This window comes from Saccharothrix tamanrassetensis, from assembly GCF_014203665.1.
Lineage (GTDB): Bacteria > Actinomycetota > Actinomycetes > Mycobacteriales > Pseudonocardiaceae > Actinosynnema > Actinosynnema tamanrassetense.
The window spans coordinates 531,806-538,782 of record NZ_JACHJN010000006.1 but is presented as its reverse complement, the minus strand read 5'-3'; the positions used below and the strand labels follow the sequence as shown (position 1 = coordinate 538,782).

7 protein-coding genes are annotated in these 6,977 nt (G+C 72.4%); all 7 read left to right on the top strand.

Annotation, left to right across the window (positions count from 1 at the left end; genetic code table 11):
- A partial coding sequence (locus FHS29_RS22110; RefSeq protein WP_184693284.1) for an IS30 family transposase occupies nt 1-369 on the top strand: 369 nt, incomplete at its 5' end.
- 275 nt (nt 370-644) lie between these two features.
- Entirely contained in the window at nt 645-1,844 is a 1,200-nt protein-coding gene (locus FHS29_RS22105; RefSeq protein WP_184693282.1) for a PucR family transcriptional regulator, read from the top strand.
- A gap of 168 nt (nt 1,845-2,012) precedes the next feature.
- A complete protein-coding gene (locus FHS29_RS22100) occupies nt 2,013-2,951 on the top strand; it encodes an ACP S-malonyltransferase (RefSeq protein ID WP_312865038.1) in 939 nt (312 codons plus the stop codon).
- Nucleotides 2,948-3,925, top strand: coding sequence for a beta-ketoacyl-ACP synthase III (locus FHS29_RS22095; protein WP_184693278.1), 978 nt, complete (start codon nt 2,948-2,950; stop codon nt 3,923-3,925). The genes FHS29_RS22100 and FHS29_RS22095 overlap by 4 nt, the downstream gene beginning before the upstream one ends.
- A gap of 61 nt (nt 3,926-3,986) precedes the next feature.
- Complete coding sequence (locus FHS29_RS22090) at nt 3,987-4,226, top strand: acyl carrier protein (protein ID WP_184693276.1); 240 nt, start codon at nt 3,987-3,989, stop codon at nt 4,224-4,226.
- Nucleotides 4,223-5,455 (top strand): beta-ketoacyl-[acyl-carrier-protein] synthase family protein, encoded by a 1,233-nt coding sequence (locus FHS29_RS22085; RefSeq protein ID WP_184693275.1) that lies wholly within the window; start codon nt 4,223-4,225, stop codon nt 5,453-5,455. Before FHS29_RS22090 ends, FHS29_RS22085 begins: the two co-directional genes overlap by 4 nt.
- Before the next feature lie 36 nt (nt 5,456-5,491).
- Nucleotides 5,492-6,919 (top strand): acyl-CoA carboxylase subunit beta, encoded by a 1,428-nt coding sequence (locus FHS29_RS22080; RefSeq protein WP_184693274.1) that lies wholly within the window; start codon nt 5,492-5,494, stop codon nt 6,917-6,919.
- Nucleotides 6,920-6,977: the final 58 nt, after the last annotated feature.

The following is a 6,977-nucleotide window of genomic DNA, read 5'->3' as shown; positions in this document are numbered from 1 at the left end:
CACGACCGCAACGCCCAACGGGTCGCGACGCTGTTGGCACGAAAGATGGAGACCCTGCCCGAGTTCCTGCGCCGCAGTGTCACCTGGGACCAGGGTCGCGAAATGGCCCGCCACTCCTACTTCACCATCCGCACCGGCATCCCGGTCTACTTCTGCGACCCCCACAGCCCCTGGCAACGCGGCAGCAATGAGAACACCAACGGACTGCTCCGCCAGTACTTCCCCAAAGGCACCGACCTCTCCGTCCACACCCAGGCCGACCTCGACAAAGTCGCCGCCGAATTAAACGGACGCCCCCGCCAGACCCTCGACTGGCGCAAGCCGATCGAGGTCTACAACGACCTGGTCACCGCCCACACGTCGCCATGACCACTTGACTCCAACCACCCTTGTCCGGGGACAAGCGCGGTTCGCTGCGCGCAGGCCATACGGGGATGACACACAGCAAGGCAGAGGTGTGCGCGGGCGCGCCGGCCCGGGGGTTCGAGCGTGGGGAGCCGCGACGGGGTGTGCCGGGGGCTGGGCTTGGGGCGGTGGGACTGGATGGGAGTGGTGCGGAACTGGGTTGGGAGTGGTGCGGGGCTGGGGTGGGAGTGGTGCGGGGCTGGGCGTGGGCGGGTGGGCTCGGGGGTGGGTCGCGTGCGATGGTTGAGGGTGTGAGCAGTTCAGGTGAGGTGTTGCCGACGTTGTCCAAGGGGACGTTGCGGACCTTGCAGCGGGCTTCGGGGGATCTCGCGACGGCCAGCGTGGCCGAGATGGAGGAGCGGCTTCCCTGGTTCCGGCGGATGCCGGCCGAACAGCGCGCCGGGGTGTTGTTGCTGATCCAGAACGGGGTGGCCGGGTTTGTTTCCTGGCTGCACGATCCCGAGCAGGCCATCCGGCTCACCGCCGAGGCGTTCCGGGCGGCGCCGAAGGACATTTCGCGGTGGGTCAGCCTGCGGCAGACCGTGGAACTGGTCCGGATTGCGCTGGAGTTGTTCGAGCAGCAGTTGCCGAAGCTCGCGGCGGACGAGGCCGAGCGCGCCCTGTTGACCGAAGGTGTGCTGCGCTACGGACGCGAGATCGCGTTTTCGGCGGCTACTTCGTACGCGGCGGCGGCGGAAGCGCGGGGCGCTTGGGACGCCCGGCTCGAAGCGCTGGTGGTGGACGGGATCGTGCGTGGGGACGCCGAGGAGTCGTTGCTGTCGCGGGCGACCGCACTGGGGTGGGATCCGGCGGCCGAGGCGACCGTGCTGGTCGGCAACCCGCCGTCCGACGACCCGCCCGCCGTGGTGTTCGAGGTGCGCAGTCGGGCGGCTCGGATCTCGCGCCCCGTACTGCTGAGCGTCCAGGGGTCGCGGTTGGTGGTGGTGCTGGGTGGGCAGACGGAGACCGGGGACGCGCTGACCCGGCTCGCCGACGCGTTCGGGCCCGGCCCGGTGGTGGCGGGGCCGTCCGTGTCGAGCCTGGCCGACGCCCACCGCAGTGCCGGAGACGCGCTGTCCGGGCTCCGCGCCGTGGTCGGGTGGCCCGCCGCGCCGCGACCGGTGCGGTCGTTGGACCTGCTGCCGGAGCGCGCCCTGGCCGGCGACCCGGAGGCCGAGTGGCAGCTGGTCGACCGGGTCGCCCGGCCGCTGGAGGACGCCGGCGGCTCGCTGTTGGAGACCGTCGACACGTTCCTCGAAGTGGGAGGCGTGCTGGAGGCCTGCGCCCGCAAGCTGTTCGTCCACCCGAACACGGTCCGGTACCGGCTCCGGCGCGCCACCGAGCTCACCGGCAGGAACGCGAACGACCCCCGGGACGCCCTGGTGCTGCGGGTGGCGCTGTCCGTGGGACGGCTGGCACGGGCCAGGGGATTGTGGTGACGTCCGCCCGGTGTGATGCAGAACGCACGTCCTATTGCGGCGGTATGGGCCGTCATCGACAACACGCGACGTCCCTCGACGTTCATCTTTGAGTCGCTTTTGTAGAGACCCTACAACTGAGCCCCTCCGGTTTCGTCCGTCGCGGCATCACTGGAGACCGCCGAAAACGTGTTCAGTGAGCGGGTGATCGCGCTCCTCGCCCCCGGACAGGGGTCTCAGACGCCCGGCATGCTCGTCCCCTGGCTCGAAGTCGAGGGGGCCGCGCAGCGGGTCGCCGCGTGGTCGGACGCGACCGGGCTCGACCTCGAGCGGTTGGGCACCACGGCCGAGGCCGAGGAGATCAAGGACACCGCCATCACCCAGCCGCTGGTCGTGGCGCTCGCGCTGCTGGCCTACGAGGAGCTGCGCCGGCGGGTCGACCTGCCCGCGGGCACCACCGTGGCCGGGCACTCGGTCGGCGAACTGGCCGCCGCCGCCATCGCGGGCGTGCTGAGCACCGACGACGCGGTCGCGCTGGCCGCGGTGCGCGGGGCCGAGATGGCCGCCGCGTGCGCGTCGGAGCCGACCGGGATGGCCGCCGTGCTGGGCGGCGAGGAAGAGGCCGTGCTGGCCCGGCTCGACGACCTCGGGCTGGTCGGCGCGAACCGGAACGGGGCGGGGCAGATCGTCGCCGCCGGGCCGCTGGACGCGCTGGACAAGCTGGTGGAGAACCCGCCGGAGCGGGCGAAGATCCGCAAGCTCCAGGTCGCGGGTGCGTTCCACACCCGGTTCATGGCGCCCGCCGAGCAGGCGCTGCGCGCCCGTGCCGCGACGATCACCGTGGCCGATCCCACGCTCCCGCTGCTGTCCAACGCCGACGGAGCCGTGGTGACCTCCGGCGACGAGGTGCTGAACCGACTCATCTCCCAGGTGACCCGCCCCGTGCGGTGGGACTCCTGCCAGGCGACGCTGGGCGAGCGCGCCGTGTCCGCGGTGGTGGAACTGCCGCCGGCGGGCACGTTGACGGGCCTGGCCAAGCGTGAACTGAAGGGCACCCCCACGTTGGCACTCAAGACCCCGGACCAGCTCGACCAGGTCGTGGCGCTGATCGCGGAGGCGGCGGAATGACCGCCCTCGCCTCCCGCCCCGGCCCGGCCGGCACCCGCATCCTCGGCCTGGGCAGCTTCCAGCCCGAGACGATCGTCAGCAACGACGACCTCGCGCAGACCATGGACACCTCCGACCAGTGGATCCGGGAACGGGTCGGCATCGTCAACCGCCGGTTCGCCAAGCCGGACGAGAAGCTGGTCGACATGGCGATCGAGGCCGGCGCGAAGGCTATCGCGGACGCCGGGCTGTCCCCCACCGACATCGACGCGGTGCTGGTCGCGACCTGCACCATGCCGTCCATGATCCCCAACGCCGCCGCGCAGGTCGCCCACCGGCTCGGGGTGACGTCCGCGCCCGCGTTCGACCTGAACGCCGCGTGCGCGGGCTTCTGCTACGGCCTGGGCACGGCCTCCGACCTGGTCCGCGCGGGCAGCGCCCGGTACGTGCTGGTGATCGGCGCCGAGAAGCTCACCGACTGGGTGGACCCGACCGACCGGTCCACCGCGATCATCTTCGCCGACGGCGCGGGCGCGGCGGTCGTCGGACCGTCCGAGGAGACCGGCATCGGGCCGGTCGCCTGGGGCAGCGCCGGCGACCTGGCGGACATGATCCAGGTGGCCGACCGGAACTCGTTCGTCTTCCAGGAGGGCCAGTCGGTCTTCCGCTGGGCGACCACGCAGATCGCGCCCATCGCGCTGCGCGCGGTGGAGCTGGCCGGCATCGAGCTGTCCGATGTGGACGTGTTCGTGCCGCACCAGGCGAACCTGCGGATCATCGAGCTGATCGCGAAGCGGTTGCGCGCCAAGGGTGCCCGTGAAGACCTCGTGATCGCCCGTGACATCGTGGACTCCGGCAACACGTCCTCGGCGTCCATCCCGCTCGCGCTGGACCACATGCGCGCGGCGGGCGAGGTCAAGAGCGGGGACGTGGCGCTGCTCGTCGGCTTCGGGGCCGGGCTGTCCTACGCGGGACAGGTCGTCCGACTGCCGTGACCGAACACCAGACTCCGGTGGGACAGCCCAGCCGGCGGGAGCAAGAAGGAAGGGATTTTCAGTGAGCAACGAGGACATCCAGAAGGGGCTCGCCGAGATCGTCGAAGAGGTCGCCGGTGTCGAGGCGGCCGACGTGACGGCAGACAAGTCCTTTGTGGACGACCTGGACATCGACTCGCTGTCCATGGTGGAGATCGCCGTGCAGGCCGAGGACAAGTTCGGCGTGAAGATCCCGGACGACGAGCTGGCCAACCTCAAGACCGTGGGCGATGCGGTGCAGTACATCGCCAGCAACGCATGACCACTGGCAACGACGTCGTCGTCACCGGGCTGGGTGCCACCACCCCGCTCGGTGGCGACGTCGCCTCCACCTGGGACGCTCTGCTCGCCGGCCGCAGCGGTGTGACGCCGCTGGAGACCGACTGGGTGGAGCGGTTCGAGCTGCCCGTGCGGATCGCCGCGCGGCTGGCGGTCGAGCCGACCGAGATCCTGCCCCGCGTCGAGGCGCGCCGGTTGGACCGGTGCGAGCAGGTCGCGGTGGTCGCCGCCCGCCAGGCGTGGGCGGATTCCGGGCTGGGCGAGGGCGACGTCGAACTCGAGCGGCTCGGGGTGGTGGTCGGCACCGGCATCGGCGGCGCCATGACGCTGCTGGACCAGGACGACCTGATCGAGGCCTCCGGGCTGCGCAAGGTGTCCCCGCTGACCGTGCCCATGCTCATGCCCAACGGCCCGGCCGCGCACGTCGGCCTGGACCTGAAGGCACGGGCGGGCGTGCACGCGCCGGTGTCGGCCTGCGCGTCCGGCGCGGAGGCCCTGGCGTGGGCGTGGCGGATGCTGCGCGCCGGCGAGGCCGACGTGGTCGTGGCGGGCGGCGCGGAGGCGTGCATCACCACGATCACCATGGCGGGCTTCATCCAGGCCCGGACCATGAGCACCCGCAACGACGACCCGGCGCGGGCCTCCCGCCCGTTCGACGTCGACCGGGACGGCTTCGTGCTCGGCGAGGGCGCCGGGATCATGGTGCTGGAGCGCGGCGACTTCGCCCGCGCGCGCGGCGCCCGGATCTACGGCACGCTCGCGGGCATCGGCACCAGCTCGGACGGCCACCACATCACGGCGGCGGACCCGGAGGGCCTCGGCCAGTCCCGGGCCATCGCGGCGGCGATCCGGACCGCGGGCGTCGAGCCGGCCGACGTGGGCCACGTCAACTGCCACGCGACGTCCACCCCGGTGGGTGACGTGATCGAGCCGCAGGCCGTGCGCCGGGCGATCGGCGACCACCCGGTGCTGACCGCGCCCAAGGGCAACCACGGTCACCTGCTCGGCGCTTCCGGCGCCGTGGAGGCGATCACCACGCTGCTCTCGGTGCGCGACGGGATCGTGCCGCCGACGCTGAACCTGGAGAAGCAGGACCCGAAGGTGCAGCTGGAGGTGGTCACCGGCGAGCCGCGCAAGATCGACCTGGTCGCGGCGGTGAACAACTCGTTCGGGTTCGGCGGGCACAACGTCTCGCTGGTCTTCACCGCCTGAACCACCCCGGTCGGACCGCTCAGGAGGAGACCCGCGATGACTGCCCTGGCCAGTCGGTCCACCGCCCCGGGAGCCGACGGCGAGCCCGACCCGCGCGACCCCGAGGTCCGGCTGGCCCGACTGCTCGACCCCGGTTCGATCGCACCGCTGCGACCGCGCGACGGCAGTGGCATGTTCGCCGTGCGCGGCCGGGTCGACGGCGCGAAGGTCGTGGCCTACTGCAGTGACGCCACCCGGATGGGCGGCGCGCTGGGGTCGGAGGGGTGCCGGCACATCGTGGAGGCGATCGACACGGCGGTGCGCGAGCGCACCCCGGTGATCGGCGTCTGGCACTCGGGCGGCGCGCGGCTGGCCGAGGGCGTGGAGTCCCTGGACGGCATGGGCCAGATGTTCGCGGCGATGATCCGGGCGTCCGGGCGGGTGCCGCAGATCTCGGTCGTGGTCGGCCCGGCGGCGGGCGGCGGGGCGTACGGCCCGGCGCTCACCGACGTGGTGATCATGGCCCCGGCCGGGAAGGTCTTCGTGACCGGACCGGACGTGGTGCGGTCGGTGACCGGCGAGCAGATCGACATGGACGGCCTGGGCGGCGCGGAGGCGCACGGCCGCAAGTCGGGCGTGGTGCACGTCGTCGCGTCCGACGAGTCGGACGCCTACGCGCGGGCGCGGCGGATCACCGGGCTGTTCGCGCAGCCCGGCGTGTTCGACCTGCACTCGGTGCCGGACGGCGAGGACCTGCGCGCCCTGCTGCCCGAGCAGCCGCAGCGGGCCTACGACGTGAAGCCGCTGGTGTCGGCGATCCTGGACGACTCGTCGTTCGAGGAGTTGCAGGCCAAGTGGGCGCCGAACGTGGTGGTCGGCCTGGGCAGGCTGGGTGGCCGCACGGTGGGCGTGATCGCGAACAACCCGATCCGCAAGGGCGGGTGCCTGGACTCGCTGTCGGCGGAGAAGGCGGCCCGGTTCGTGCGGATGTGCGACGCGTTCGGCGTGCCGCTGCTGGTGCTGGTCGACGTGCCGGGGTACCTGCCCGGTGTCGGCCAGGAGTGGGACGGCGTGGTGCGGCGCGGCGCGAAGCTGCTGCACGCGTTCGGCGAGGCGGTGGTGCCCCGGGTGACGCTGGTGACCCGGAAGTCCTACGGCGGCGCGTACATCGCGATGAACTCGCGGTCGCTGGGCGCGACGGCGGTGTTCGCCTGGCCGATCGCCGAGGTGGCCGTGATGGGCGCCAAGGCGGCGGTGGGCATCCTGCACCGCAAGAAGCTGGCGGCGGTGTCGGACGACGAGCGGGAGGCGTTGCACGCCCGGCTGGTCGAGGAGCACGAGCGGATCGCGGGCGGCGTGGACCGCGCCATCGCGATCGGCGTGGTGGACGAGGTGATCGAGCCGACCAGCACCCGGCGCAGGCTGGCGCAGGCGCTGGCCGCCGCACCGGCCGGACGCGGCGCGCACGGCAACATCCCGCTGTAGCCGCGGAATCCACCGAAGGCCGTTCCCGATCGGGGACGGCCTTCTCTGCGCCCGCCGG

Excerpts from the sequence above, each read along its gene's own strand:
- FHS29_RS22105 (WP_184693282.1), top strand. The coding sequence starts at position 645 with ATGGTTGAGGGTGTGAGCAGTTCAGGTGAGGTGTTGCCGACGTTGTCC.
- FHS29_RS22095 (WP_184693278.1), top strand. The coding sequence starts at position 2,948 with ATGACCGCCCTCGCCTCCCGCCCCGGCCCGGCCGGCACCCGCATCCTC.
- FHS29_RS22085 (WP_184693275.1), top strand. The coding sequence starts at position 4,223 with ATGACCACTGGCAACGACGTCGTCGTCACCGGGCTGGGTGCCACCACC.
- FHS29_RS22080 (WP_184693274.1), top strand. The coding sequence starts at position 5,492 with ATGACTGCCCTGGCCAGTCGGTCCACCGCCCCGGGAGCCGACGGCGAG.